The 323-nt window shown below is 53.9% G+C and carries 1 pseudogene; it reads left to right on the plus strand.

From position 1 onward, the window contains the following. Positions 1-323, plus strand: a pseudogene (locus tag RH88_RS23600) (hypothetical protein); the annotation flags it as partial.

Consider the following 323-nt stretch of genomic DNA (forward strand, 5'->3'; position numbering starts at 1 on the left):
CACAACGGCACCGATAACCCGTTTAACCAAATCATCGAAGCGTCACGCGCTGAGCGTAACGATTGGGTGGTACATCGCACGCCATTAAAAGAAGCGTGCGAGCAAGGGTTATACCGCCGTATCTGCGCAGTAACAGGCCAAGAGTGGAGCATTGAGGCTGAGACGAAATGGCTAGAGACGTTATACAAGAACGCCCCTAGCCAGGAGGATGCAGACGAAGAATATGGCTGTGTTCCTAAGATGGGTGGCGGGACGTACATCCCGCGCAACCTGCTTGAGATTGCAAAGCGTAAAGTGCCTGTGGTGCGCTTTGAGGGGACGGA

The sequence above is a fragment of the Vibrio scophthalmi LMG 19158 genome (genome assembly GCF_000222585.1).
Classification (GTDB): domain Bacteria; phylum Pseudomonadota; class Gammaproteobacteria; order Enterobacterales; family Vibrionaceae; genus Vibrio; species Vibrio scophthalmi.